Genomic DNA, 23,884 nt, shown 5'->3' with positions numbered 1-23,884 from the left:
TCAGGATTTCCCTGACCGGGCCGCTGGCTCAAGCGTGCCGGGGGTTACTCGGTGGCGAGTACGCCACGCCGCACCTGGTCGCGCTCGATCGATTCGAACAGCGCCTTGAAGTTGCCCTCGCCGAAACCATCGTCGCCTTTACGCTGGATGAATTCGAAGAACACCGGGCCCATCAGGGTTTCCGAGAAGATCTGCAACAGCAGGCGCTTGTCGCCGGCTTCCGAAGAACCGTCCAGCAGGATGCCACGCGCTTGCAGCTCCTTGACCGGCTCGCCGTGGTTCGGCAGGCGGCCTTCGAGCATCTCGTAGTAGGTGTCCGGCGGCGCGGTCATGAAGCGCATGCCGATCTTCTTCAACGCGTCCCAGGTCTTCACCAGGTCGTCGGTGAGGAAGGCCACGTGCTGGATGCCCTCGCCATTGAACTGCATCAGGAACTCTTCGATCTGCCCGGCGCCCTTGGACGACTCCTCGTTCAGCGGGATGCGGATCATGCCATCCGGGGCGGTCATGGCCTTGGAGGTCAGGCCGGTGTATTCGCCCTTGATGTCGAAGTAGCGGATCTCGCGGAAGTTGAACAGCTTCTCGTAGAAGCCGGCCCAGTAGGCCATGCGCCCGCGGTACACGTTGTGGGTCAGGTGGTCGATGATCTTCAGGCCCGCGCCTTGTGGGTTGCGGTCCACGCCTTCGAGGAACACGAAGTCGATGTCGTAGATCGAGCTGCCTTCGCCGAAACGGTCGATCAGGTACAGCGGCGCGCCGCCGATGCCCTTGATGGCCGGCAGGTTCAGTTCCATCGGGCCGGTTTCAATGTGGATCGGCTGGGCGCCGAGTTCCAGGGCACGCTTGTAGGCCTTCTGCGAATCCTTGACCCGGAACGCCATGCCGCACACCGACGGGCCGTGTTCGGCCGCGAAGTACGAAGCGACGCTGTGGGGCTCGTTGTTGAGGATCAGGTTGATCGCGCCCTGGCGATACAGATGCACGTCTTTTGAGCGATGGGTCGCGACTTTGGTGAAACCCATGATCTCGAAGATCGGTTCGAGGGTGTTGGGGGTAGGCGATGCGAATTCGATGAATTCAAAGCCCATCAGGCCCATTGGGTTTTCGAAGATATCTGCCATGGTTGGCGCCTCATCATATTTTTAGAATTAACGGATCGTTAGTTGCTAGCAATGCTGAGGAAGGACGGTGGCGCGCAGGAGATACCCCGCACGCTGCGGGCGAGGAAGTCACCATAGATCAGTTGAAACCCGAGAATCTTCATTTCGACCCTGTCTTACAGGCTGGGGGGCGAGGCTTCTGCTGCCAGAAGACTTTATTATTGTATGCGTAACCGGATTCTACACAGCGTAAAAGCCTTTGTCCGCATTCTCTATAAAATCGCCTTTTTTGCCCTGCCCGCAAGGGGTTTGTTGCACTGGTAGATGCCGCCCAGAATCAACGCCCCGCCCAACCCCATCACCAGGCTCACCTGTTCTTCCAGCAGCAGCGCGCCGAGAATCACCGCCGTCAGCGGGTTGAGCGCGATGAACACCCCGGCCCGGGTGGCACCGATGCGCCGCAAACCGTCGTAGTACCCGATGTAGGCCAGCGCCGAGCCCAGTACGCCCAGGTACAGCAGGCTCAGGCCTTGGGCGAAATTGAGCCGGGCCAGCGCCTGCCATTCGAATTCACCACGGGCCAGGGTGGCAACACAGAGCATCAAGGTGCCCAGGAGGATCGAATAGGTGACCGTCTGCAAGGGGCCCAGGCTGTGGTTCAAGCCCTTGGAAAACAGCGAGTACACGCCCCAACCCAGGACACAGCCAAGAATCAGCAGGTCGCCGCGCCAGCCACCGGCCTGCACCGCCAGGGCCGAAGGGTCGCGACTGCAGATCACCAGGGCCGCGCCACTCAGGCACAGGACAATCCCCAGCAGCTGGCGCCGCCCCAGACGCTCCTTGAACAGCGCCCAGGACGCCAGGGCAATCACCGCAGGGTTCAGCGCCACGATCAACGACGCCCGGGAAGCGTTGACCTGCTGCAGACCGAGGAAGAAGCACAGGTTGTAGAAGAAGATCCCGAAGAAACCCAGCAGCGCCAGTTGGCCAAACTGCCTGAGGTTGGGCCGCGCCAGGGGAATGCGCGCCAGCGCCATGAAGCCGAGCAAGGCCAGGCTGGCCAGGAGAAAGCGCAGGCTGGCGGCGAGCAAGGGCGTGAGCCCGCCGGCCAGATAGCGCCCGGCGACAAAGGTGCCGCCCCAGATCGTGGTGACTGCCGCCAGGCGGGCATACACCGCCAGGTCCCGGTATTCGGCCGCCAGGGGGCCGCTGATGTTGCTTTCACTCATGGTCAAGACGCTCTGAGGCAATGGATTTGTGCTGCACGGCCATTTTTTGTCTAATGCCTGATCATCGTAAAATGAGCTTTTACTCATGACTCTTACCCAACTGGAGATCTTTTCCCTGGTGGCCGAACTCCAGGGCTTTACCAGCGCCGCCACGCGCCTGGGCATCACCCAGTCGGCGGTGTCCCACGCCATCAAGTCCCTGGAACAGGAGTTGCAGGTGGCGTTGTTTCGCCGGCATCAGGCTCAGGTCGAACTTACCGACATCGGTGCTCAATTGCTCCAGCGCGCGCGGGCCATGCTCGGTCTGGCCGCGACCCTGGCCGAGGAAGCCGCGGATGCCCGGGGAATGAAGCGTGGCACCCTGCGCATCGGCTCGTTCGGCCCCACCGCCTCGATCCGCCTGTTACCGCGGATCCTCGATGACTATCGCCGCGAGCACCCGGGCATCGAAGTGCACATTGACGAAGGCCCCGATCGCCAGGTCCTGCAGTGGCTGGAAGAGCGTCGGATCGACCTGGGCTTCGTGGTGCTGCCCCAGGAACGCTTCGACACCTTTGCTCTGGTCGATGACCAATTGCTGGCATTGATTCCGGCCGGCCACGCCCTGGCCAGCGAAGCGCAACTGCGCCTGGAACAGCTGTGCCATGACCCCTTCGTGCTCACCGAAGCCGGGTCGGCGGAGTTGGTTTCACGCTTGTTCATCGGTGCCGGCCTGCACCCCAACATCCGCTATCGCAGTTCACAGTTGCTCAGCACCCTGGAGACCGTGGCCCGTGGCGATGCCTTGAGCGTCGTCGCCGAACTGTCGCTGCCCCAGGCTGTGGACCCGCGTTATGTGAGCCGGCCCCTGGCTCCGGCGGTGCGTCGCCAAGTGGCGATCGCGGTGCTGGACCGGCGTCAGGCGTCGCCGGCGACCCTGGCCTTCATCCAGCACGCGCAACGCCTGTATCGCCGCTAAAAGCCGTCTATCCTGCGATCATCAAGACCGTGCCAGGGGCCACGACCTGTGCACCGCCCCTCCTCCGCCGACAGGTTCGATCCATGCCCCTGACCGCCAAAGGTCCACTGAAACGCTCGACCCGCATGTTCTGGACCTTACTGGCGATACTGCTTCCCATCGGGCTCGGCGCCCTGATTCTCTACGCCCAGGCCGAACGCGCGCTGATGCACAGCAGCCTGGAAACCGCCGAGGAGGCCATCCGCCAATTCGACCTGATGCTCGACAACACCGACCTCGCCGCCAGGACGCTGTTGCCCCAGGTGGGCCGCGATTGCGATGAAGTCCGGCAGTTGGCGCTGCGCGAGCAGGTCACGCGGCGGCCCTTCGTCCGCTCGACCAACCTGGTGTGGCGCAACATCAACTATTGCAGCTCCTTGCTCGGTAACTTCGCGGTGCCGCTCAACCCCCAGGACTACGTGGACGGCCGCCTCTGGTTGATGAACGGCAACCCCATCACCCCCGACACTGCGCTGCTGGTCTATCGCTGGAGCGAGGGCGATCGCGCCGCCCTGGCGACCATTGACGGCTATCACTTGACCAATGCCCTGCGCCTGATCAGCCGCTTCGCCCATCTGCAACTGCAGGTCGGCGGGCACTGGCTGTCCAGGGACGGCACCGTGCATGACGGCTCCCCGCCGCTGGAGGCCGTCGCCAGCCAGCACCTGCGTTCATCGCGCTACCCCTACAGCGTCAGCTCGGGCTTCCCCGCAGGCGATGTCTGGAACTACATGAAGAGCCAGTACCCGGCCCTGTTCAGCCTGCTGGTGTTTTTCGGCGCGGCGGCGGGCGTGCTCGCCCACTGGCTGCAAAAGCGCTCCGTCTCGCCGACCCACGAACTGCAACGGGCACTGGGGGCCCAGGAGTTCATTGCGTACTTTCAACCGGTGGTCCGTGGCGACACCCTGCAGTGGGCCGGCATTGAAGTGCTGATGCGCTGGCGGCATCCAAAAGAGGGGCTGGTGCGCCCCGACCTGTTCATCCCCTTCGCCGAACATTCGGGGCTGATCGTGCCCATGACGCGTTCGCTGATGCAGCAGACCCAACAAGCCCTGGCTCCCCACGCCGAGCACTTCAGCGACGGCTTTCATATCGGCATCAACATCAGTGCCAGCCATTGCCAGGACCTGCAACTGCTGGAGGACTGCCGCGAGTTCCTCGCCGGTTTCCCGGAGGGCAAGGTGATCCTCGTGCTGGAACTGACCGAGCGCGAACTGATCGAGCCCACGGCCGTGACCCACCAACTGTTCGCCGAGCTGCATGAACTGGGGGTGATGATTGCCATCGACGACTTCGGCACCGGGCATTCCAGCCTGGGTTATCTACGCCAGTTCAATGTCGACTATTTGAAAATCGATCAGAGTTTCGTCGCCATGATCGGCGCCGATGCACTGTCGCTGCATATACTCGACAGCATTATCGAACTCTCGGCCAAACTCGACCTGGGTATAGTCGCCGAAGGTATTGAAACTGCAGAACAGCGGGATTACCTGACGGCCAAGGGGGTGGATTTCCTGCAGGGTTATTTGTTCGGACGCCCCATGCCCAGTGCTGAGTTTGTTACTGCGCTAGCGCGCCATTAAATAGCCATACCAGAACGAAAGACAATCGCTCTAACAACTCGAGTGCTGCACCAATCTGTATCAAATGAGCAATATCGAGCTTGAACAAGAACAACCTGATTTACTCTTGGCGCATTAACTACTACAATTTTTACCGCCTGTACAAGATTCACAGGTAGGCCACTTAATCAAGCCTTAACCGGCTTATGGCTTATAGCTTTGTTTGTGGTTTGTATCAGCCAAAATAGACTATTGGAGTGAAGATATTGTCCAGACTTGCTGAATTTCGTGCTGCAGAGAAAGCACTTCAAGAACAGCTCGCGCAGCTTGAATCCCTAAAAAATGACGCCGGACTCAAGAAGGAAATCGAGTTCGAAGAAAAACTTCAGGCCCTGATGAAGTCCTACGACAAGAGCCTGCGAGATATCATCGCCATTCTTGACCCGAACCTGGGCAAGACCGGCCTGCCACAGGCCAACGCCCCTAAACAGCGCCGCGCCCGTGTGGTCAAGGTTTATCAGAACCCGCACACCGGTGAACTGATCGAAACCAAGGGCGGCAACCACCGCGGCCTGAAAGCCTGGAAAGAACAGTACGGCGCCGCCACTGTGGATTCCTGGTTGCGCGCTTGAGCAAAGCCGCTACCTGAAAAAGGCCCTGCATATGCGGGGCCTTTTACATTTATAAGAATATTCTTATTACGACTTGCATCTAAGGTTGGGATTCAGCGACACCCCGCCCCTTCCTCTACCCGATACAGCGCCGAGCCCGAGGCTGCCTATTAACCTCTGATGCCCAGCCAACTTCGCACTTAGTACCTTTTCGATAACGAACAGCCAAGCAGCGAAAAACCAACCGAGTGTTTCAGATTTTTCCTTAAAGTTTAAGGCTATTTCGTACAGCGCGTATTTCATCCTGGCTGTCGGCAAACGCTGTGGCCTGACCGGCGTATGAAAGTACATAAGCCTTATCCCCATCCAGCGCCGCCACCAATGTTTGCGAAAGCACATGCCGGCCATTCTGGGTAATGGTGCAAGTGGTCTCCAGGGCGTCCAGGCGACTCAATTGCGCGGAGTGAATCTTGTTACAGACACTCTGATAACCACCTTGGGCAAAGTCCTTTTGTACCGACTTGCGCATCTCCAGCAATACCCCTTGCAGATTGACTACATGCCCACTGTCGACTTGGCTCATGGTCAACTCCATGACCATCAGTGGGTTACCGGCCGCATCCATCTTGACCGCTCTTTGTCGGGAGACCTTGGCGGCTTCGCTCGCCTGCTGGGCGGGTAGCGGCTCCACTGTCCAGCCCTGGGGCCAGGCTATTGGCGACTCGGCCCGGGCCACACCAGCCAGAGCCAGAAGAAACAGGGCCGCGACGGGGAATTTGAACGACTCGATCATGCGTTTGCACACTAAGGGATGGGGCCTGGAAGTCTGAGCCCGGCGCCAGGATTGGGCAATAGATCAGGAGCTTTGGGTTTGGCGCCGCCCAACCCAGTTGCGTATCATTGCGCCATTCCAAGGATGTCCGAACCATTGCCCGCCAAGGCCGCTCGCCTCCGAGCACAGCCTTGGCCGCACTTACTTCTGGAGGGCCCATGAGCCTTAACGAACTCAACACCTTTCCCGGCGTGACCGCCCAACCGGACGCGGCCACCGCCCGCTTCGTGTTCAACCACACCATGCTGCGGGTCAAGGACATCACTCGCTCGCTGGACTTCTACACTCGGGTCCTGGGCTTTTCCCTGGTGGAAAAACGCGACTTCCCCGAAGCTGAATTCAGCCTGTACTTCCTCGCCCTGGTGGACAAGGCGCAGATCCCTGCCGACGCCGCCGCACGTACCGAGTGGATGAAATCGATCCCTGGCATTCTTGAACTGACCCACAACCACGGCACCGAGAACGACCCGGCCTTCGCTTACCACAACGGCAACAGCGATCCACGCGGCTTCGGCCACATCTGCATCTCGGTGCCGGATATCGTCGCCGCCTGCGAGCGCTTCGAAGCGCTGGGCTGCGACTTCCAGAAACGCCTGAACGACGGCCGGATGAAGAGCCTGGCGTTCATCAAGGACCCGGACGGCTACTGGGTCGAGATCATCCAGCCGGCCCCGCTGTAAACCCGCCCAGGCGCAGGCTTGCCAGCGAAGACGTTGCCCCCTTCGCCGGCCAGCCAAGACCTACAGAGCGGCAATAAAAAACCCCATGAGCCCAGGCTCATGGGGTTTTGTTTTTTCAGCCTCCAATCATGCCGGGGCTGACGTGCGGATCAGGTGATCGAAGGCACTGAGAGATGCTTTGGCGCCCTCGCCTACGGCGATCACGATCTGCTTGTATGGCACCGTCGTCACGTCTCCGGCGGCGAACACGCCAGGCAGCGAAGTCTCGCCACGGGCATCGACAATGATCTCGCCGCGGGGCGACAACTCGACGGTGCCCTTGAGCCAGTCGGTGTTGGGCAGCAAGCCGATCTGCACGAAGATGCCCTCCAGGTCCACCGCGTGGAACTCGCCCGAATCGCGATCCTTGTACGCCAGGCCAGTCACCTTCTGGCCGTCGCCTTTCACTTCACTGGTCAAGGCACTGGTGATGACCTTGACGTTGGGTAGGCTGTAGAGCTTGCGCTGCAACACCGCATCGGCCCGCAGCTTGCTGTCGAACTCCAGCAGGGTCACGTGGCTGACGATACCCGCCAGGTCGATGGCGGCCTCGACACCGGAGTTGCCACCGCCGATTACCGCCACACGCTTGCCCTTGAACAGCGGGCCATCGCAGTGCGGGCAGAAGCACACGCCCTTGGCCTTGTATTCCTGCTCACCCGGCACGCCCATTTCACGCCAGCGGGCACCGGTGGCGAGGATCACCGACTTGGCCTTGAGGCTGGCACCGCTTTCGAACCGGATCTCGTGCAGGCCGCCCACTTCCTTGGCCGGCACCAGGGCGCTGGCGCGCTGCAGGTTCATGATGTCGACATCGTATTGCTTGACGTGCTCTTCGAGGGCCGCGGCCAGCTTCGGCCCTTCGGTTTCCTTCACCGAGACAAAGTTCTCGATGGCCATGGTGTCCAGCACCTGGCCGCCGAAACGCTCGGCGGCGACCCCGGTACGAATGCCTTTGCGAGCGGCATAAATGGCTGCCGACGCCCCAGCAGGACCGCCGCCGACCACCAGCACATCAAAGGCCTCTTTGGCATTGAGCTTTTGCGCCTGTTTCTCGACCGCACCGGTATCCAGCTTGGCGAGGATTTCTTCCAGGCCCATGCGTCCCTGGCCGAAGTTCACGCCATTGAGGTAGACACTGGGCACCGCCATGATCTTGCGTTCATCAACTTCTGCCTGGAACAGCGCGCCGTCGATGGCCACGTGACGGATGTTGGGGTTGAGCACCGCCATCAGGTTCAGCGCCTGGACCACATCCGGGCAGTTCTGGCAGGACAGCGAGAAATAAGTCTCGAAATTGAACTCGCCCTTGAGCGAGCGGATCTGCTCGATCACTTCAGCGCTGGCTTTGGAGGGATGCCCCCCTACTTGCAACAGGGCCAGCACCAGGGAAGTGAATTCGTGCCCCATGGGGATACCGGCGAAACGCAGGCTGATATCACTCCCCGGGCGATTCAACGAGAACGAAGGCTTGCGCGCATCGGTGCCGTCATCGAGCAAGGTAATCTGATTGGAAAGACTGACAATGTCTTTGAGTAACGCGAGCATTTCCTGGGATTTCGCACCGTCGTCGAGGGAGGCGACGATCTCGATCGGCTGGGTGACCCGTTCCAGGTATGACTTCAACTGAGCTTTAAGATTGGCATCCAACATACGGGCGATTTCCTTTGATTCGGTAGAAAAAACAACGCCCGAGCGAATCTCGCCCGGGCGTTATTTGAGGGCGGTGCAGCTGACTTAGGTGCGGATGACCGCCCTTGGGTAATGCATGGACTTAGATCTTGCCGACCAGGTCCAGGGACGGAGCCAGAGTGGCCTCGCCTTCTTTCCACTTGGCTGGGCACACTTCGCCTGGGTGAGCAGCAACGTACTGAGCGGCCTTGATCTTGCGCAGCAGCTCGGAAGCGTCACGGCCTACGCCGCCGTCGTTGATCTCAACGATCTTGATCTGGCCTTCCGGGTTGATCACGAAGGTGCCACGGTCAGCCAGACCGGCTTCTTCGATCAACACGTCGAAGTTACGCGAGATGGCCAGGGTCGGGTCGCCGATCATGGTGTACTGGATCTTGCCGATGGCTGGCGAAGTGTTGTGCCAGGCAGCGTGGGCGAAGTGGGTGTCAGTGGAAACGCTGTAGATCTCAACGCCCAGTTTCTGGAATTCGGCGTAGTTGTCGGCCAGGTCTTCCAGCTCGGTTGGGCAGACGAAAGTGAAGTCAGCCGGGTAGAAGAACACTACGGACCACTTGCCTTTCAGATCGGCGTCCGACACTTCAACGAATGCACCGTTTTTGAATGCGGTAGCTTTGAAGGGTTTTACTTGGCTGTTGATGATAGGCATCGGTGACTCTCCATCAGTGATTGAAAACGTTGGGTGAAAACTTGATGGGGAGAATCCTAACCAACGCATCGCTGCTTGGCTCATTGGCAAACCTGATGCTGTCGATTGGCTTTGCCTATCAACCGTCACTATTAATAGAAGAAACCTTTATCTACTGCTGCACCGGCTTTTCACCGATGCGCGCCATGCCCATGAACGGATTGGCCTCGACATAACGCATGGCAGACTGCATGTCCTTCCAGCCGACATAACTCATCAGCGACTTCAGGTCCCAGCCACTGCGATGAGCCCAGGTGGCAAAGCCCCGGCGCAGGGAATGGCTGGTGTAGTGTTCGGCGTCGATACCGGCACGCGCCAATGCCTGGCGCAGCAGCGCAATCACGCTATTGGCGTGCAAGCCCTGCTCGCTCAAGTGCCCCCAGCGGTCGATACCGCGAAACACCGGGCCACGTACCAGCGCCGCACTGTTGATCCACTCGATGTACGCCTGCACCGGGCACAACCGCTGCAAGGCCGGGGTGTGAAAGGTCCGGCCGAGGTTATCGCGGTCACTCTTGCTGCGAGGCAGATAAAGGTTGACGCCCGATCCGGCGACCGCCTGCACATGCTCGACCTGCAAGCGGCACAGCTCATCACTGCGAAACCCTCGCCAGAACCCCAGAAGGATCAACGCCCGATCACGCCGGGCACGCAGCAAGTCCCCTTGACGCCCTTCAGCAGCAGCGCCAGCAGCCTCCTCCTCGAGCCAGGCAACGACCTGCTCCAGGTGCTGCAACTGCAGCGGTTGAGCCTGCTTTTCCTGAACCGGATGCACGGCGCGAATCCCCTTGAACACCTGGCGCACTACCGGCGCCTTGGTCGGGTCGGCAAACCCCTGGCTGCTGTGCCACTGAGCCAGCGCCGAAAGGCGCAACCGCAGGGTGTTGATCGACAGCTCCCCCGCATAAGCGGCCAGGTAGCGGGCCACGCTCTCCGCCGTTGCCGGCAGGAAACCACCCCACTGCACCTCAAAATGCTCGATCGCCGCCCGGTAGCTGCGACGGGTGTTGTCGCGGGTGGCCGCTTGCAGATAACGATCCAGCTCACTCATGGCAGTTCAACTCAGGCAAAGGTACGGCGGCTGGAAGCGAAAACCGCTCACGGCGCCTATCACACGGGGTAATACCATAATATCCCATGTCAATTTTGAGCTATAAGGAATTTGCTTTTATCTGTACAATACACGCCAATTACATACTACATATCACAGTACAAAATCATCGGAGGACGCATGGCTCGCGGAGGCATAAACAAGGCGGTGGTGAAGAAAGCGCGCCAGGCGATTCTTGCCCGTGGCGAACACCCCAGCATCGACGCCGTACGCATCGAAATGGGCAATACCGGCTCGAAAACCACCATCCATCGCTACCTCAAGGAGCTGGACGATGGCGCCAGCCGGCGCGACAGCGGGCCCTTGCCTCTGGATGAAGAGCTGGGCGAACTGGTGGGGCGCCTGGCGCAACGCCTGCAGGAACAGGCCCAGGAGCCTCTGGAGCAAGCCCTCGCCCGCTTCGAGGAACAGAAGCAGGCGCTTGAGCGCCAGCTGAATGATGCTCGCCAGCACCAGGAACAACTGCAGCAGCAACTGCAGATCCAGGCCAGCGCCCTGGCCGGCGAAAGCGCCGCCCTGCAAGACACCCGCTCCATGCTGCAGAGCGAACAGACCCGCAATGCCGAGCTGAACCAGGCTATCAAGGGCCTTGAGTTACGCCTGGAGGACAAGGAACAGCAGATCCACTCCCTGGAAGAAAAGCACCTGCACGCCCGGGATGCGCTGGAGCACTACCGCGCCGCCAGCAAGGAACAGCGCGAACAGGAGCAGCGTCGCCACGAGGGGCAACTGCAACAGATCCAGATGGAGTTGCGCCAGGCTCAGCAGAGCGCCCTGGTACGCCAGGACGAAATTACCCAGCTGCATCGCGATAACGAACGCCTGCTCAGCGAACAACGAGCCGTCCACAAAGAGCTCAAGAAAGCCGAGGATGCCGCCAGCAAAAATTCGGCACTGCAGGTCAGGCTGAGCGAGCAAGTCGCCCGCCAGGACAGCGAAAGCGCCCTGCTCCAGGAACGCTTGCGCGTTGCCACGCAGGAAATTCAGACACTCAAGGAGCGAGCCGACGAGCAGGCCCGCCTAAGCAAAGAGATGGAGTTGCGCGCCACCAAGGCCGAGGCCGGCCTTGAGGCGCTGCGTCTGGCGGCGGCAACCAGGGCGCAGCCAGACGCGTCCACGGACGCCTGATCAGCCCGCGACAGGTGTACGCATGGTGACGAACTCTTCGGCGGCCGTCGGGTGCACGCCGATGGTTTCGTCGAAGTCACGCTTGGTTGCCCCGGCCTTCAGGGCAATCGCCAAGCCCTGGACGATTTCACCGGCATCCGGCCCCACCATGTGGCAACCCAGCACCTTGTCGCTGTCGGCATCGACCACCAGCTTCATCAGCGTGCGCTCCTGGCAGTCGGTCAGGGTCAGCTTCATTGGCCGGAAACGGCTCTCGAAGATCTGCACCTTGTGCCCCGCTTCCCGCGCCTGCTCCTCGGTCAGACCGACGGTGCCGATATTCGGCAGGCTGAACACCGCCGTAGGAATCATCTGGTAGTCCACCGGGCGGTATTGCTCTGGCTTGAACAGACGCCGAGCCACGGCCATGCCTTCGGCCAGGGCGACCGGCGTCAGTTGCACGCGGCCGATCACATCGCCAATCGCCAGGATCGACGGCTCGCTGCTCTGGTACTGCTCATCCACCTCGATGAAGCCCCGCTTGTCGAGCTTGACTCCGGTGTTTTCCAGCCCCAGGTTGTCGAGCATCGGCCGGCGCCCAGTGGCGTAGAACACGCAGTCGGCGACCAGCTTGCGACCATCCTTGAGCGTGACCTCAAGACTGCCGTCAGCCTGCTTGTCGATACGCTCGATGTCCGCGTTGAATTGCAGCCCCAATCCGCGCTTGGTCAACTCTTCCTGCAAATGCTTGCGCACCGCGCCGTCAAAACCGCGCAGGAACAGATCGCCGCGATACAGCAACTGAGTGTCGGCGCCCAGACCATGGAAGATCCCGGCGAACTCCACCGCAATGTAGCCGCCACCCACCACCAGCACGCGCTTGGGCAGCGCCTTGAGGAAGAAGGCCTCATTGGAGCTGATGGCATGCTCACGCCCCGGAATGTCCGGAATCTGCGGCCAGCCACCCGTCGCGATAAGGATGTGCTTGGCGGTGTAACGCTGGCCGTTGACTTCCACCTGATGCGCATCGATCAGCCTGGCGTGGCCTTCATGCAGGGTCACGCCACTGTTGACCAGCAGGTTGCGATAAATGCCGTTGAGGCGATTGATCTCGCGGTCCTTGTTGGCAATCAGGGTTGCCCAATCGAAATTCGCTTCACCCAGGGACCAGCCAAAGCCCGCGGATTGCTCGAAGTCTTCGGCAAAGTGCGCGCCGTATACCAGCAGCTTTTTCGGCACACAGCCGACGTTGACACAGGTACCTCCCAGATAGCGGCTTTCCGCGACCGCGACTTTCGCGCCAAAACCCGCCGCGAATCGCGCGCAACGCACACCGCCGGAACCGGCGCCAATTACATAAAGATCAAAATCGTAGGCCATTTCACTCTCCCAGGCAGGCTGACAAGCATAACCGCAGATAACGCGCGGGTCAGCGCAGAGGTTTTTACATAAGGGCGACCAATGAAAAAGCCACCCGAAGGTGGCTTTCCCGACAAACCCGTACAGCCGCTATCAGTAAGCTTTGCCGGTCTTGTAGAAGTTTTCGAAGCAGAAGTTGGTCGCGTCGATGTAGCCTTCAGCACCACCGCAGTCGAAGCGCTTGCCCTTGAATTTGTAGGCCATCACGCAGCCGTTCTGCGCCTGCTTCATCAAGGCGTCGGTGATCTGGATTTCACCACCCTTGCCTGGCTCGGTCTGCTCGATCAGGTCGAAGATGTCCGGGGTCAGGATGTAACGACCGATGATCGCCAGGTTCGACGGCGCATCTTCCGGCTTTGGCTTCTCGACCATGCTGTGAACGCGGTAGATGTCGTCACGGATCATCTCGCCAGCGATCACGCCGTACTTGTTGGTTTCCTGCGGGTCGACTTCCTGGATGGCCACGATCGAGCAGCGGAACTGCTTGTACAGCTTGACCATCTGGGTCAGTACGCCGTCGCCTTCGAGGTTGACGCACAGGTCGTCCGCCAGCACCACGGCGAAGGGCTCGTCACCGATCAGTGGGCGACCGGTCAGAATCGCGTGGCCCAGGCCTTTCATTTCAGTCTGGCGAGTGTAGGAGAACGAGCACTCGTCCAGCAGTTTGCGGATACCGACCAGGTATTTCTCCTTGTCGGTGCCCTTGATCTGGTTTTCCAGCTCGTAACTGATGTCGAAGTGGTCTTCGAGGGCGCGCTTGCCACGGCCGGTCACGATGGAGATTTCAGTCAATCCGGCATCCAGCGCTTCTTCAACGCCGTACTGGATCAGTGGCTTGTTCACCACCGGCAGCATTTCTTTAGGCATGGCTTTAGTCGCTGGCAGGAAGCGAGTACCGTAACCGGCTGCTGGGAACAAGCATTTCTTGATCATATGAGTCCTTAAAAAGGCTGTGTGTACGAGTTTCGGCGCAGTCTAATGAGGGCGCGAGCGCCTTACAATGCCCCGCACTGGCTAACCGATGCCATCATAGAGAAATAAAGTGCCAGATAGTTCCGCAGCATCCTCCAGATAGCCCCTCAGGTAAACCTTCGTCACCGCGCAGCGCTTGCAAACCGGCCCCTGCGCAAGCAGGCCGGAACACCCCAGGTAGCCGCCAAATGCCCCCCTACAGAGGCTACGGCACTTTTGCAGGCCGGCCGCAGACTAAGGTGATGCGCTGTACCGAAATGGCCATTAGCTATAGCATCGCCGCGCCGCGCCGTCCTATACCTTCCCCTTCCCCTTCAGACGACGAAATCGCCCATGAACAGACTTCTTACCGTCACCGCAGTACTGGCCCTGAGCGGATGCGCCACCGCCTCCAACACCTACCTGACCAACGGCGAGCAAGGCCTGAGCATCGATTGCTCCGGGGAAGCCAGTTCCTGGGCCAGCTGCTATGAGAAAGCCGATACGTCCTGCGCCGGCACCGGCTATCGGATCGTCAGCACTGAAGGCACACCAGCGCCCAAGGAAAGCGACAAGACCCTAGGGGTCGATGTCGGCAACTACAAAAGCCGCAGCGTGGTGGTGGTCTGCAAATAGAAGGCGAACGCCTTCTACATATGAATCTCGGCGAATTTGATGCCCAGGCCACGAATGGTTTCGATCAGGTCGTCGAGGCGGCAGAAGGATTCCACCTCGTCGCTGTCATCCACCAGAAAGTAGCTGCGCCCAGCGCTTTTCTTGAAAAATACAATCCACTCACCCGAATTGGCCGGGTTCTGAATCACATGGGTGGCAGAGATCAAGCCCTCTGCATGCTTTTCCCTGACGTCTTCCCGCTTCATGCTTTCTCCCAAAAAATCGATGCCGCCAGGGCGTGAGCCCGGACGGCACCGGTGACAATGGGCGATAGTTTATCGGATGCCCTGGCCTATCAGCACGCCTTCTACCGTCTGACCGTATAAATTTACCCCGTCATTGGCATGGAACTTGACCCGGGTCTTCTCGATGGAACCCTCCACCAGGCGCGGGTCCTGTGGCCGCTCATGGCTGTTGACGAAAGCCGCCACGTCCCAGGCCTGCTGATCGCTCAGGCTGCCGCCCTTGCCCAGCGGCATGTTGTGCTTGATGAAGGAGGCCGCGGTGTTGATCCGGTGCATCCCGGCGCCCCAGTTGTAGGAGTCCTTGCCCCAGAGCGGCGGCATCACGTAATCCGCGCCCGCCTTCTGGCCCTGGCCATTGTCGCCGTGGCAGACCGCACATTGCGCCTGATACACCGCCGCGCCCTGCTTCAGGTCGTAGCCCTTGGCCGGCTGCGCTATGTCGGGATAACCGCGTCCGGGCAACTCGACGCCCAGCGGCGCCTTGCTCGCCAGCCAGTAGGCGTACACCGACAGCGCGGTAATCTCCGGGCTGTCCGCCGCCGGCGGCTTGCCGCCGTTCATGCTGAACTGGAAGCAGCCCTGCAGGCGTTCGGCAAAGGTATTCACCTTGTCGTTCTTCTTGCGATAGGCCGGGTACATCGGGTACGCGCCCCACAGCGGCGCCGAGTTGGCCAGGCGCCCCTGGTCGAGGTGGCAGTTGCTGCAATTGAGGCCATTGCCGACGAACTTCGGCGCCAGGCGCTTGGTATCGACAAACAATGCGTAACCTTCGCGCACCAGTTTGCCGTAGGCGTTGTCCGGCAGTTCGCTTTCAGCCGGTGCCTTGAAGTACTCGACATGGGCCGAAGCGCTTGGCGCGGGGATCTGCGACTGGTCTTCCATGGCGATGGTGGCCGCTTGCACCTGGGTCGCGAGCACGCTCAACAGTGCCCCTGGAATCAATAGATGCTTCATGGGCGCGCCTCCTGAGCGTTCAAGGTTGCAAAGTAGTCCGCCACTGCGGCCACTTCTTCGGCGCTCAAGGATTTGGCGATATGCCCCATCAGGTCATTGGGGTCGTTGTGCCGAGTGCCCTCGCGCCAGGCGTTCAGTTGTGCCACCAGGTAACTGGCCGGTTGCCCGGCCAGGGGTGGAAAGGCGCTGCCGACGCCCACGCCACCCGGGCCGTGGCAACTGACGCACTCGGGCACCTGCCGGTCCCAGGCGCCACGCAGCGCCAGGCGTTCGCCGACACCGGTCGCGGCCTGGCTGCGGCTGACGGGAGAAAGCTTCGGCGCAGGCATTGCGGCCAGGGCGGTAGTCACCGCGGTGATTTCCTCTTCGCTCAAGGCCTTGGCCAACGGCTGCATCACCGGGTTGCTGCGCACACCGCTGCGAAAATCATGCAGTTGCTTGCTGAGATAGCCCGCTGGCAAGCCGGCAAGGCGTGGAAACCCGGCCGGCGCCAACCCCATGCCATCGGCGCCATGGCAGGCCAGACAGGCCGTCGCCCCCGGCTGAGCACCCCCCTGGGTGAAGACTTTCTGCCCATCCACGGCATGGGCAGTTTGCACAAACAGCAGCATCAGGCCACTCAATAGCATTCGATCCAGTGGGATCATATGAACTCCATTATTCTAGTTATATGCTTAGACCTGCATGGCATAAGCGCACAAATAGTAGGGCAATTGATCCACCGGGACAACGCGAAATTGGCCCGCGCCTATCGAATACCGAAGCGCGAGACAAGGTTTTTTCAGGCGAAAAAAAGCGGCTAATCGCCGCAGGGAAACAAGGCTTCTACTGGCACAAGAGGCTGCGAAAGACCGACGTTGCTGACGCTACCCGGGGCTGCGGCAACGCCTGGAGAATGGAAGCAGGGGCAACGCTGGCGGCCATCTGAAAGAAACAAGCCTCAACCGGAGATACAGGCCTCACCGGCCTTGCGTACATCCTGAGGCCGCAAGGGGTTGTTGTTCATCTGCTCGTGCAGCTTGATGCTGCTGCCGCCAGAGCGCCCTTCGATGTAGAACACCGCCGCCGGAGCCGATGACAGGCTCTGCGGCACTATCACCCGAAAACCATCCTTGTGTGGCTCGACCTGCAGCGCGCCACGGCTGGCGGAAAGCTTGTCGCTCAGGCACTTGGCGTACTCCTGAGGCTTCTTGCCGGAAATCACGCTCAGGGTCGGCGGCGTCTGGTTAATATCCGAGACGCTTGCGCAACCGCCGATTGCCAAGACCAGAACCCACACCCAGCGCTTCATATGAAATCTCCAAGAAAGTCCCTCCGACAGCAAAGACGCTGTTTTTCTCCGAAGGCACGGCTTTATCGCCGATAAAAATCCAAATAACTGTTTTAAATTGTCAAAGCCCGATGCCGGCACCGAATAATAACCCGTGGCTCCTGATAAACTGCGCCATCGCCCACGCAAACGTTTTTTGCTTTTGTAGCTATAGCCCTTCTGGAGGCGCCCATGAAATTCATCCACCAGCGCGAGCACCTGAACGAAGACGACATTGTCGTCATCGAATGCTCCCAGGTCTGCAACATTCGCCTGATGAGCGACGCCAACTTCCGTAGCTTCAAGAACGGCGGCCGCCACACCTACCACGGCGGCGCCTTCGACAAGTTTCCGGCGAAAATCACCGCGCCCAGCACCGGCTTCTGGAACATCACCATCGATACCGTCAACCGCCGGGCCATCAGTGTGACCCGCAAGCCGAACCTGACGCATTCGATCCGCATCATTCGTCGTTCCAGCTCGAAACTGCGCTAAGCCCTCCCCTCGCGACAACAGGTAGCCCCGTGCCCCAGACCACCAAGTACGTCATCAAATACAAGCTCAATGGTGAGCGCCGCTTCGAATTCGCCCAACTGCAAACCGGCTCCGAAGAAGAAGCCCGGGCCGCCCTCGAGGCGCTGCATGGCCAATCCGACGATGTCATCAGCGACGTCAGCGTCAGCAAGGCGCTGTAGAGGCCATTCCCCGCGACCGATTCAAGCGCAAGCAACGGAGTGTCCAGCAGGCACCCGAGCCGCAGACTGGCCGGGCTCTCTACTGCCCAGGACACTCTCGCCATGCCCGCCTCATCGCTCCATGATCGCCTGCAACACCTGGATTGGGCCCGCATCGAGCAGGCCCTTGACGAGGACGGCTGCGCCCGGCTCGAAGGCCTGCTGACGGTGCAGCAGTGCCAGGCCATCAGCCGCCTTTACCAGCACCCCGGGCTGTTTCGTTCGAAAGTCATCATGGCCCGCCATGGTTTCGGCCGAGGCGAGTATCAGTACTTCGGGTATCCGCTACCGGAGCCGGTGGCGCAGTTGCGCCAATTGCTCTACCCGCGCCTTGTCGACCAGGCCAACCGCTGGAACCGCCTGATGAACATCGACGTGCATTATCCGCCGGAGCACGGCGCGTTCATCCAGCGCTGCCATGGCGCCGGGCAACGTCGCCCAACCCCGTTGCTCCTGCAATATGGCCCTGGGGACTACAACTGCCTGCACCAGGATCTGTACGGCGAACACGTATTTCCTCTGCAAGTGGCCTGCCTGCTCTCGCAGCCGGGAACCGATTTCAGCGGCGGCGAACTGGTGCTCACCGAACAGCGCCCGCGCATGCAATCACGGCCGCAGGTCATTGGTCTGAAGCAGGGTGATGGCCTGGTATTCGCCGTGCATCATCGCCCGGTAGCCGGAGCGCGCGGCCCCTATCGGGTGACCTTGCGCCACGGCGTCAGTCGTGTTCACAGTGGCCAGCGTCATACCCTTGGAGTGATTTTTCACGATGCACTGTAGTGATGGCGGCCCCGCCAACCTCGGCCTGTTCAGTGACAGCGACCTGCAACAGCCGGCCCGCATCGAGCTGCTGGGCCCGCAATCGAGGGTCTTGCGCGGCTTCGCCCTGCCCTGGATCGAAGCGCTGTTGCCGCCACTCCATGCCGTACTTGGCGCAGCGCCCTTTCGCCAGATGCAGACCCCTGGCGGCTTCACCATGTCGGTCGGCCTCAGCAGTTGCGGGCAACTGGGCTGGACCACCGACCGCCACGGCTATCGCTACAGCCCCATCGACCCGCAGAGCCAGCGGCCCTGGCCGGCCATGCCCGGGGTGTTCCGCGAGCTGGCCGAAGCGGCGGCGCAGGCTGCTGGCTTCCCGGGGTTCGCCCCGGACTCCTGCCTGATCAATTGCTACCGGCCCGGAGCGAAAATGTCCCTGCACCAGGACAAGAACGAGCGCGACTACACGGCCCCCATCGTTTCCGTATCCCTGGGCCTGCCGGCGACCTTTCTCTTTGGCGGCCAGCAGCGCAACGGCAAAACTCAGCGAGTGCCGCTGCTGCATGGTGATGTGGTGGTGTGGGGCGGCGTGGACCGCCTGCGTTATCACGGGGTGCTGGCCCTCAAGGACGGCCAGCACCCGCTACTGGGCAGGCAACGGATCAACCTGACCTTGCGCCAGGCCGGCTGACCCGGGCAATTCGAGCGCAAGACCCGGAGTGCCGAGCCGCCCGCCCCTGGTTAACCTGGCCGCCACCGCTTACCGAGTACCGACCATGACCGCTTCGTCACGCAAACACCGCACCGAACAGGACCCGCGCTGGCAAGCCGTGCTCAAGCGCGATGCCAGCGCCGACGCCAGCTTCGTCTACGCCGTGCGCACCACCGGCGTCTATTGCCGCCCCAGCAGCCTGTCGCGCTTGCCCAAGGCAGAGAATGTCGAGTTCTTCGACAGCGCCGAGCAAGCCGAAGCCGCCGGTTATCGACCGAGCAAGCGCCTGGCCAGCGACCAGACCCAGGTTGCCGCGCATCACGCGACGCTGGTGGCACTGGCCTGCCGGCAGATCGAGAACGCCGAAACGCCCCCCAGCCTGGGGCAACTGGCACAGCATGCGGGCATGAGCAGCTATCACTTCCACCGCGTGTTCAAGGCCGCCACCGGCCTGACCCCGCGCGCCTATGCCAACGCCCAGCGCTCACGCAAAGTGCGTTCCCATCTGGAAAACGGCCAATCGGTCACCGCTGCCCTGTACGACGCCGGCTTCAACTCCAACAGTCGCTTCTACGAAACCGCCGACCACCTGCTCGGCATGAAGCCCAGCGACTACCGCGCCGGTGGCCCCAACACCGATATCCGCTTCGCCCTGGGCCAGTGCTCCCTCGGGGCAATCCTGGTGGCGCAAAGCGAGCGCGGGGTGTGCGCCATTCTCCTGGGCGACGAGCCCGGCCCGCTGCTGGAGCAACTGCAGGACAAATTCCCCCGGGCCAACCTGATCGGCGCCGATCGCGACTTCGAACGCTTGATCGCCCAGGTGGTGGGCTTTATCGAAGCCCCGGCCATTGGCCTGGACCTGCCCCTGGACCTGCAAGGCACGGTGTTCCAGGAGCGGGTGTGGCAGGCCCTGAGGAACATCCCGCCGGGCAGTACCGCCAGCTACGCCGAGATCGCCCAGTGCATCGGCGCGCCCAAGGCCACGCGCGCCGTGGCCCAGGCCTGCGCGGCCAACAGCCTGGCCGTGGCCATCCCCTGCCACCGGGTGGTGCGCAGCGACGGCAGCCTCTCGGGCTACCGTTGGGGAGTGGAGCGCAAACGTCAGTTGCTCGAGCGCGAAGCCGCGTCCGAAGCCTCGATGCCGATGTAGATCGCCACGGAATCGGCGCTGCTGTAGACCTCGAAATCCGTGGCAAAAGCGCGACGGACCTGCGGGTTGTCCTGGAAATAGGCCCAGATCAGCCCCCAGGCCTGAATCACGCAGTCGGGCATCGCGCCCCTGGCACTGAATGCCAGATACTCGCCGCCCTGGATCGCCACGCTCGGGTACTCGGCGCAGTCGCCACTCAGCGCCACGCCGGCCGTCACATCGAAATGCCCGCTGGCATCGGACTCGTAGTTGGAATAGACGCCATAGACGAACGAGTCGGTCTGGCGGGGGCCGATCTTGTCGAACAGGCCCTCGACATAGAAACGCTGCCACATCGGCCCGATCCGGGCGCTGTCAGCCTGTCGTTCCGCAGCGTTGAGGGTACGTACTTGCAGGCCTGCAACAGTGAATGGCAGAACTTCGCGCCGTTTTACATCCATGGTCAGCCTTCCTTAGGGGGGCGATGGGGAAAAATATCGGCGCAGTCTAGCGCCGGATCGATAGCACCGACAGCAGCCCCTGAATCGGTTGCAAATGCCCGGGATTGAGCCCGCATGGAAAAAGTCAGCTGGCCTCGAGACGCCTTCTCCTGCTAAAAACCACGGGCTTCATTGTCTAATCCTGCCGACGGAGAATTCTTGCACATGAGCCAATGGACTGATCGCCGCCTGTTAGACCTGCTGGGCATCGACCTGCCAATCATTCAAGGGCCCATGGCGGGTGCCACCGGCTCCGCCATGGTGATCGGCGCCTGCCGGGCCGGCGCCCTGGGCTCCCTGCCCTGCGCCATGCTCAGCCCCGAGCAGATTCGTCAGGAAGTCCAGGCCATCCGCGCCGCCACCGGCAATCCGCTGAACCTGAACTTCTTCTGCCACCCGATGCCCGCTGTCGATGTCGAGCGGGAAGCCCGCTGGAAGGACGCCCTGAAGCCCTACTACCAGGAGCTGGGGGTGGACTTCGACGCCCCGACCCCGGTCAGCAACCGCGCGCCCTTCGATGAAAGCAGTTGCCAACAGGTCGAGGAATTGCGGCCCGAGGTGGTGAGTTTCCACTTCGGCCTGCCGGAGCCGACGCTGCTGGCCCGGGTCAAGGCCACCGGGGCGAAGATTCTGTCCTCGGCCAGCACCGTCGATGAAGCGCTCTGGCTGCAAGCGCGTGGCTGCGACGCCATCATCGCCATGGGCTACGAAGCCGGCGGCCATCGGGCCATGTTCCTCAGCGACGACCTCAACAGCCAGGTCGGCACCCTGGCCCTGGTGCCGCAGATCGTCGACGCCGTGCAGGTGCCGGTGATTGCCGCCGGCGGTATCGGTGATGCCCGGGGGATTGTCGCGGCACTGGCGCTGGGCGCATCGGCAGTGCAGTTGGGCACCACCTACCTGTTCACCCCGGAAGCCAAGGTCAGCGCCGCCCACCACCATGCCCTGCGCCATGCCAAGGAAAGCCAGACCGCATTGACCAACCTGTTCACCGGGCGCCCGGCCCGGGGCATCGTCAACCGGGTCATGCGCGAAATCGGCCCCATCAGCTCACTGGCGCCGGCCTTCCCTCGCGCTGGCGGCGCCTTGATGCCGCTGCGCGCCAAGGACGAAGCGGACTTTGCCAACCTCTGGTCCGGCCAGGCCCTGCGCCTGGGCGTGGAACTGCCGACCTACGAACTGACCCTGCACCTGGCCGAGCAAGCCCTGGCGCAACTGCGCAAGCGCTGATTCACCCGGGCCGCGATCGGTGTCGCGGCCCGTGCAACGAGGACCAGCCGCAGAGTTTCGTTCATCGACAAATCGCTATATATTCCGCTATATAGCGATTCCCCCTCGCCTTGGTGCAGACGCCTTCCAATCACTCACTGCCCAACGCATCCGCCCCCAATGGAGCTGTTTGATGAACCTTCGCGCCTCAGGTTTTGCCCCGACTTGCCTTGCCACCCTGCTTGCAGTCTTCACCCTGGGTTCGGCCCAGGCCGCTGAAGTCCAGGTGGCCGTGGCCGCCAACTTCACCGCGCCGATCCAGGCGATTGCCGCCGACTTCGAGAAAGACACCGGGCACAAGCTGGTGGCCGCCTACGGCGCAACCGGGCAGTTCTATACCCAGATCAAGAATGGCGCGCCTTTCGAGGTCTTCCTCTCCGCCGACGACAGCACCCCGCAAAAACTCGAAAGCGAAGGCGACATCGTCAAGGGCTCGCGCTTCACCTACGCCATTGGCACCCTGGCCCTGTGGTCGGCCAAGGACGGCTACGTCGACGCCAAAGGCCAGGTGCTCAAGGACAACCAATACCAGCACCTGTCGATCGCCAACCCGAAAGCCGCGCCGTATGGCCTGGCCGCGACCCAGGTGCTGGCCAAGCTGGGCCTGACCGAACAGGTCAAGGGCAAGATCGTCGAAGGCCAGAACATCACCCAGGCCTATCAGTTCGTCTCCACTGGCAACGCCGAGCTGGGCTTCGTCGCGCTGTCGCAGATCTACAAGGACGGCAAGCTCACCAGCGGTTCGGCCTGGATCGTCCCGGCGGCGATGCACGACCCGATCAAGCAGGACGCGGTGATCCTCAACAAGGGCAAGGACAACCCGGCCGCCCAGGCACTGGTTGACTACCTCAAGGGGCCAAAAGCTGCCGCGGTGATCAAGTCCTACGGTTATCAACTGTAAATGAGCCTGTCGAGTGCCGATTTTTCCGCCATCTGGCTGACCCTCAAGCTGGCGTCCCTGACCACGCTGATCCTGCTGGTGGTCGGCACTCCGATAGCCTTGTGGCTGTCGCGCACCCGCTCCTGGTTGCGCGGCCCCATCGGCGCGGTGGTGGCACTGCCTCTGGTTCTACCGCCCACGGTGATCGGTTTCTACCTGCTGCTGGCCCTGGGGCCCAATGGCTTCTTCGGCCAGTTCACCCAGTCCCTGGGGCTGGGCACCCTGACGTTCAGTTTCGCCGGGCTGGTGCTGGGCTCGGTGATCTACTCCATGCCCTTCGTGGTACAGCCGCTGCAAAATGCCTTTTCGGCGATTGGCAGCCGCCCCCTGGAAGTGGCCGCAACCTTGCGCGCCAACCCCTGGGACACTTTTTTCACGGTGATCCTGCCCCTGGCGCGACCGGGCTTCATCACCGCCTCGATTCTCGGTTTTGCCCACACGGTCGGCGAGTTCGGCGTGGTGCTGATGATCGGCGGCAACATCCCCGACAAGACCCGAGTGGTCTCGGTACAGATCTACGATCACGTCGAGGCCATGGAATATGCCCAGGCCCACTGGCTGGCCGGAGCCATGCTGGTGTTCTCGTTCCTGGTGCTGCTGGCGCTGTACTCCAGCCGCAAGACCAAAGCCGGCTGGAGCTGAG

The 23,884-nt window shown here is 61.5% G+C and carries 27 protein-coding genes; 14 read left to right on the top strand and 13 right to left on the bottom strand.

Features of this window, described 5'->3' with window-relative positions:
• Nucleotides 1-44 precede the first annotated feature (44 nt).
• Both hppD and LXM55_RS01390 read right to left on the bottom strand, forming a co-directional pair.
• Nucleotides 45-1,121 carry a 4-hydroxyphenylpyruvate dioxygenase gene (gene hppD, locus LXM55_RS01395; RefSeq protein ID WP_016968663.1) on the bottom strand — a complete coding sequence of 359 codons (1,077 nt, stop codon included), beginning with the start codon at nt 1,119-1,121 and terminating at the stop codon, nt 45-47.
• 251 nt (nt 1,122-1,372) lie between these two features.
• On the bottom strand, nt 1,373-2,329 hold the full coding sequence (locus LXM55_RS01390) for a DMT family transporter (protein ID WP_233317892.1): 957 nt from the start codon (nt 2,327-2,329) through the stop codon (nt 1,373-1,375).
• An 85-nt stretch (nt 2,330-2,414) separates the two neighbouring features.
• Between LXM55_RS01390 and LXM55_RS01385 the strand changes: the two genes are divergently transcribed.
• From LXM55_RS01385 to LXM55_RS01375, 3 genes are all read left to right on the top strand, one after another.
• Nucleotides 2,415-3,287, top strand: a complete 873-nt coding sequence (locus LXM55_RS01385) for a LysR family transcriptional regulator (protein ID WP_233317889.1) — start codon at nt 2,415-2,417, stop codon at nt 3,285-3,287.
• A gap of 83 nt (nt 3,288-3,370) precedes the next feature.
• The gene (locus LXM55_RS01380; RefSeq protein WP_233317885.1) at nt 3,371-4,909 is read left to right on the top strand and encodes an EAL domain-containing protein; all 1,539 of its coding nucleotides are present in this window, start codon (nt 3,371-3,373) and stop codon (nt 4,907-4,909) included.
• A gap of 245 nt (nt 4,910-5,154) precedes the next feature.
• On the top strand, nt 5,155-5,520 hold the full coding sequence (locus LXM55_RS01375) for a histone-like nucleoid-structuring protein, MvaT/MvaU family (RefSeq protein ID WP_161757328.1): 366 nt from the start codon (nt 5,155-5,157) through the stop codon (nt 5,518-5,520).
• A 244-nt stretch (nt 5,521-5,764) separates the two neighbouring features.
• On the opposite strand, the gene LXM55_RS01370 is transcribed toward LXM55_RS01375, so the two are convergent.
• Nucleotides 5,765-6,292: a DUF4946 domain-containing protein gene (locus LXM55_RS01370; RefSeq protein ID WP_233317882.1), complete on the bottom strand. Its 528-nt coding sequence runs from the start codon at nt 6,290-6,292 to the stop codon at nt 5,765-5,767.
• A 197-nt stretch (nt 6,293-6,489) separates the two neighbouring features.
• Between LXM55_RS01370 and gloA the strand changes: the two genes are divergently transcribed.
• A complete protein-coding gene (gloA, locus tag LXM55_RS01365; protein WP_233317880.1) occupies nt 6,490-7,011 on the top strand; it encodes a lactoylglutathione lyase in 522 nt (173 codons plus the stop codon).
• Nucleotides 7,012-7,137: 126 nt separating this feature from the next.
• Here gloA and ahpF read toward each other — a convergent pair whose 3' ends face one another.
• The 3 genes from ahpF to LXM55_RS01350 form a co-directional block, all read right to left on the bottom strand.
• The gene (gene ahpF / locus LXM55_RS01360) at nt 7,138-8,703 is read right to left on the bottom strand and encodes an alkyl hydroperoxide reductase subunit F (protein WP_233317878.1); all 1,566 of its coding nucleotides are present in this window, start codon (nt 8,701-8,703) and stop codon (nt 7,138-7,140) included.
• Between the two features lie 121 nt (nt 8,704-8,824).
• Nucleotides 8,825-9,388 carry an alkyl hydroperoxide reductase subunit C gene (gene ahpC / locus LXM55_RS01355; RefSeq protein WP_011061677.1) on the bottom strand — a complete coding sequence of 188 codons (564 nt, stop codon included), beginning with the start codon at nt 9,386-9,388 and terminating at the stop codon, nt 8,825-8,827.
• A 151-nt stretch (nt 9,389-9,539) separates the two neighbouring features.
• A complete protein-coding gene (locus LXM55_RS01350; RefSeq protein ID WP_233317877.1) occupies nt 9,540-10,478 on the bottom strand; it encodes a site-specific integrase in 939 nt (312 codons plus the stop codon).
• A gap of 180 nt (nt 10,479-10,658) precedes the next feature.
• Between LXM55_RS01350 and LXM55_RS01345 the strand changes: the two genes are divergently transcribed.
• Entirely contained in the window at nt 10,659-11,666 is a 1,008-nt protein-coding gene (locus LXM55_RS01345) for a DNA-binding protein (protein ID WP_233317873.1), read from the top strand.
• Here the strand turns inward: LXM55_RS01345 and gorA are convergent, their stop codons facing one another.
• On the bottom strand, nt 11,667-13,025 hold the full coding sequence (gene gorA, locus LXM55_RS01340; protein ID WP_233317869.1) for a glutathione-disulfide reductase: 1,359 nt from the start codon (nt 13,023-13,025) through the stop codon (nt 11,667-11,669). It abuts the gene before it with no gap.
• 132 nt (nt 13,026-13,157) lie between these two features.
• Nucleotides 13,158-13,997, bottom strand: a complete 840-nt coding sequence (gene galU / locus LXM55_RS01335) for a UTP--glucose-1-phosphate uridylyltransferase GalU (protein ID WP_003182953.1) — start codon at nt 13,995-13,997, stop codon at nt 13,158-13,160.
• A 372-nt stretch (nt 13,998-14,369) separates the two neighbouring features.
• Here galU and LXM55_RS01330 point away from each other — a divergent pair, with 372 nt between their 5' ends.
• Entirely contained in the window at nt 14,370-14,651 is a 282-nt protein-coding gene (locus LXM55_RS01330; protein ID WP_233317867.1) for a hypothetical protein, read from the top strand.
• A 14-nt stretch (nt 14,652-14,665) separates the two neighbouring features.
• Here LXM55_RS01330 and LXM55_RS01325 read toward each other — a convergent pair whose 3' ends face one another.
• From LXM55_RS01325 to LXM55_RS01310, 4 genes are all read right to left on the bottom strand, one after another.
• Nucleotides 14,666-14,896 (bottom strand): hypothetical protein, encoded by a 231-nt coding sequence (locus LXM55_RS01325; protein ID WP_233317865.1) that lies wholly within the window; start codon nt 14,894-14,896, stop codon nt 14,666-14,668.
• A gap of 69 nt (nt 14,897-14,965) precedes the next feature.
• Nucleotides 14,966-15,817: a c-type cytochrome gene (locus tag LXM55_RS01320; protein ID WP_442799731.1), complete on the bottom strand. Its 852-nt coding sequence runs from the start codon at nt 15,815-15,817 to the stop codon at nt 14,966-14,968.
• 68 nt (nt 15,818-15,885) lie between these two features.
• Nucleotides 15,886-16,536 (bottom strand): c-type cytochrome, encoded by a 651-nt coding sequence (locus LXM55_RS01315; RefSeq protein WP_233317861.1) that lies wholly within the window; start codon nt 16,534-16,536, stop codon nt 15,886-15,888.
• A 293-nt stretch (nt 16,537-16,829) separates the two neighbouring features.
• Nucleotides 16,830-17,180 (bottom strand): hypothetical protein, encoded by a 351-nt coding sequence (locus LXM55_RS01310; RefSeq protein ID WP_233317858.1) that lies wholly within the window; start codon nt 17,178-17,180, stop codon nt 16,830-16,832.
• A 210-nt stretch (nt 17,181-17,390) separates the two neighbouring features.
• Here LXM55_RS01310 and LXM55_RS01305 point away from each other — a divergent pair, with 210 nt between their 5' ends.
• From LXM55_RS01305 to ada, 5 genes are all read left to right on the top strand, one after another.
• The gene (locus tag LXM55_RS01305) at nt 17,391-17,693 is read left to right on the top strand and encodes a DUF1883 domain-containing protein (RefSeq protein ID WP_233317856.1); all 303 of its coding nucleotides are present in this window, start codon (nt 17,391-17,393) and stop codon (nt 17,691-17,693) included.
• 29 nt (nt 17,694-17,722) lie between these two features.
• Complete coding sequence (locus LXM55_RS01300; RefSeq protein WP_015635890.1) at nt 17,723-17,893, top strand: hypothetical protein; 171 nt, start codon at nt 17,723-17,725, stop codon at nt 17,891-17,893.
• A 102-nt stretch (nt 17,894-17,995) separates the two neighbouring features.
• Nucleotides 17,996-18,712 (top strand): 2OG-Fe(II) oxygenase, encoded by a 717-nt coding sequence (locus tag LXM55_RS01295; protein ID WP_233317855.1) that lies wholly within the window; start codon nt 17,996-17,998, stop codon nt 18,710-18,712.
• A complete protein-coding gene (gene alkB, locus LXM55_RS01290; protein WP_233317852.1) occupies nt 18,702-19,382 on the top strand; it encodes a DNA oxidative demethylase AlkB in 681 nt (226 codons plus the stop codon). The genes LXM55_RS01295 and alkB overlap by 11 nt, the downstream gene beginning before the upstream one ends.
• A gap of 85 nt (nt 19,383-19,467) precedes the next feature.
• Nucleotides 19,468-20,553, top strand: a complete 1,086-nt coding sequence (ada, locus tag LXM55_RS01285) for a bifunctional DNA-binding transcriptional regulator/O6-methylguanine-DNA methyltransferase Ada (RefSeq protein ID WP_233317851.1) — start codon at nt 19,468-19,470, stop codon at nt 20,551-20,553.
• Here ada and LXM55_RS01280 read toward each other — a convergent pair.
• On the bottom strand, nt 20,505-20,993 hold the full coding sequence (locus LXM55_RS01280) for a GyrI-like domain-containing protein (protein WP_233317850.1): 489 nt from the start codon (nt 20,991-20,993) through the stop codon (nt 20,505-20,507). The genes ada and LXM55_RS01280 overlap by 49 nt on opposite strands.
• 204 nt (nt 20,994-21,197) lie before the next feature.
• On the opposite strand from LXM55_RS01280, the gene LXM55_RS01275 reads away from it, so the two are divergent.
• The 3 genes from LXM55_RS01275 to modB all read left to right on the top strand — a co-directional run bounded on the left by LXM55_RS01275 (nt 21,198) and on the right by modB (nt 23,883).
• Nucleotides 21,198-22,262: an NAD(P)H-dependent flavin oxidoreductase gene (locus tag LXM55_RS01275; RefSeq protein ID WP_233317847.1), complete on the top strand. Its 1,065-nt coding sequence runs from the start codon at nt 21,198-21,200 to the stop codon at nt 22,260-22,262.
• Between the two features lie 172 nt (nt 22,263-22,434).
• Nucleotides 22,435-23,202 (top strand): molybdate ABC transporter substrate-binding protein, encoded by a 768-nt coding sequence (gene modA, locus LXM55_RS01270; protein ID WP_233317844.1) that lies wholly within the window; start codon nt 22,435-22,437, stop codon nt 23,200-23,202.
• The gene (gene modB, locus LXM55_RS01265) at nt 23,203-23,883 is read left to right on the top strand and encodes a molybdate ABC transporter permease subunit (protein ID WP_233317841.1); all 681 of its coding nucleotides are present in this window, start codon (nt 23,203-23,205) and stop codon (nt 23,881-23,883) included.
• Nucleotide 23,884: the final 1 nt, after the last annotated feature.

Source organism: Pseudomonas sp. Au-Pse12, assembly GCF_021341665.1.
In the GTDB taxonomy this organism is placed as follows: domain Bacteria; phylum Pseudomonadota; class Gammaproteobacteria; order Pseudomonadales; family Pseudomonadaceae; genus Aquipseudomonas.
The sequence above is the reverse complement of the archived record's forward strand: the minus strand, read 5'-3'. Positions and strand labels throughout refer to the sequence as shown.

Coding starts and splice junctions, on each gene's coding strand:
- hppD (WP_016968663.1), bottom strand. CDS start 1,121: ATGGCAGATATCTTCGAAAACCCAATGGGCCTGATGGGCTTTGAATTC.
- LXM55_RS01390 (WP_233317892.1), bottom strand. CDS start 2,329: ATGAGTGAAAGCAACATCAGCGGCCCCCTGGCGGCCGAATACCGGGAC.
- LXM55_RS01385 (WP_233317889.1), top strand. CDS start 2,415: ATGACTCTTACCCAACTGGAGATCTTTTCCCTGGTGGCCGAACTCCAG.
- LXM55_RS01380 (WP_233317885.1), top strand. CDS start 3,371: ATGCCCCTGACCGCCAAAGGTCCACTGAAACGCTCGACCCGCATGTTC.
- LXM55_RS01370 (WP_233317882.1), bottom strand. CDS start 6,292: ATGATCGAGTCGTTCAAATTCCCCGTCGCGGCCCTGTTTCTTCTGGCT.
- gloA (WP_233317880.1), top strand. CDS start 6,490: ATGAGCCTTAACGAACTCAACACCTTTCCCGGCGTGACCGCCCAACCG.
- ahpF (WP_233317878.1), bottom strand. CDS start 8,703: ATGTTGGATGCCAATCTTAAAGCTCAGTTGAAGTCATACCTGGAACGG.
- ahpC (WP_011061677.1), bottom strand. CDS start 9,388: ATGCCTATCATCAACAGCCAAGTAAAACCCTTCAAAGCTACCGCATTC.
- LXM55_RS01350 (WP_233317877.1), bottom strand. CDS start 10,478: ATGAGTGAGCTGGATCGTTATCTGCAAGCGGCCACCCGCGACAACACC.
- LXM55_RS01345 (WP_233317873.1), top strand. CDS start 10,659: ATGGCTCGCGGAGGCATAAACAAGGCGGTGGTGAAGAAAGCGCGCCAG.
- gorA (WP_233317869.1), bottom strand. CDS start 13,025: ATGGCCTACGATTTTGATCTTTATGTAATTGGCGCCGGTTCCGGCGGT.
- galU (WP_003182953.1), bottom strand. CDS start 13,997: ATGATCAAGAAATGCTTGTTCCCAGCAGCCGGTTACGGTACTCGCTTC.
- LXM55_RS01330 (WP_233317867.1), top strand. CDS start 14,370: ATGAACAGACTTCTTACCGTCACCGCAGTACTGGCCCTGAGCGGATGC.
- LXM55_RS01325 (WP_233317865.1), bottom strand. CDS start 14,896: ATGAAGCGGGAAGACGTCAGGGAAAAGCATGCAGAGGGCTTGATCTCT.
- LXM55_RS01320 (WP_442799731.1), bottom strand. CDS start 15,817: ATGGAAGACCAGTCGCAGATCCCCGCGCCAAGCGCTTCGGCCCATGTC.
- LXM55_RS01315 (WP_233317861.1), bottom strand. CDS start 16,536: ATGATCCCACTGGATCGAATGCTATTGAGTGGCCTGATGCTGCTGTTT.
- LXM55_RS01310 (WP_233317858.1), bottom strand. CDS start 17,180: ATGAAGCGCTGGGTGTGGGTTCTGGTCTTGGCAATCGGCGGTTGCGCA.
- LXM55_RS01305 (WP_233317856.1), top strand. CDS start 17,391: ATGAAATTCATCCACCAGCGCGAGCACCTGAACGAAGACGACATTGTC.
- LXM55_RS01295 (WP_233317855.1), top strand. CDS start 17,996: ATGCCCGCCTCATCGCTCCATGATCGCCTGCAACACCTGGATTGGGCC.
- alkB (WP_233317852.1), top strand. CDS start 18,702: ATGCACTGTAGTGATGGCGGCCCCGCCAACCTCGGCCTGTTCAGTGAC.
- ada (WP_233317851.1), top strand. CDS start 19,468: ATGACCGCTTCGTCACGCAAACACCGCACCGAACAGGACCCGCGCTGG.
- LXM55_RS01280 (WP_233317850.1), bottom strand. CDS start 20,993: ATGGATGTAAAACGGCGCGAAGTTCTGCCATTCACTGTTGCAGGCCTG.
- LXM55_RS01275 (WP_233317847.1), top strand. CDS start 21,198: ATGAGCCAATGGACTGATCGCCGCCTGTTAGACCTGCTGGGCATCGAC.
- modA (WP_233317844.1), top strand. CDS start 22,435: ATGAACCTTCGCGCCTCAGGTTTTGCCCCGACTTGCCTTGCCACCCTG.
- modB (WP_233317841.1), top strand. CDS start 23,203: ATGAGCCTGTCGAGTGCCGATTTTTCCGCCATCTGGCTGACCCTCAAG.